Origin of the sequence: Bacillus pretiosus, assembly GCF_051294775.1 — a bacterium.
Classification (GTDB): Bacteria; Bacillota; Bacilli; order Bacillales; family Bacillaceae_G; genus Bacillus_A; species Bacillus_A wiedmannii.
Genome location: NZ_JBPPHF010000050.1, coordinates 1 through 348 on the forward strand (window position 1 = coordinate 1; position 348 = coordinate 348).

The following is a 348-nucleotide window of genomic DNA, read 5'->3' on the forward strand; positions in this document are numbered from 1 at the left end:
CGGTGGTTCCGCATGGAAGGGCCATCGCTCAACGGATAAAAGCTACCCCGGGGATAACAGGCTTATCTCCCCCAAGAGTCCACATCGACGGGGAGGATTGGCACCTCGATGTCGGCTCATCGCATCCTGGGGCTGTAGTCGGTCCCAAGGGTTGGGCTGTTCGCCCATTAAAGCGGTACGCGAGCTGGGTTCAGAACGTCGTGAGACAGTTCGGTCCCTATCCGTCGTGGGCGTAGGAAATTTGAGAGGTTCTGTCATTAGTACGAGAGGACCTGTATGGACGCACCGCAGGTGTACCAGTTTTAGTTCAAAGGGCTTATCTGGGAATCAATTTTCTGAATGGATAAG

Annotated in this window: 1 rRNA gene; it reads left to right on the forward strand. The window is 54.3% G+C overall.

Annotation, left to right across the window (positions count from 1 at the left end):
• Positions 1–348, forward strand: a 23S ribosomal RNA gene (locus ACSG5Z_RS29800); the annotation flags it as partial.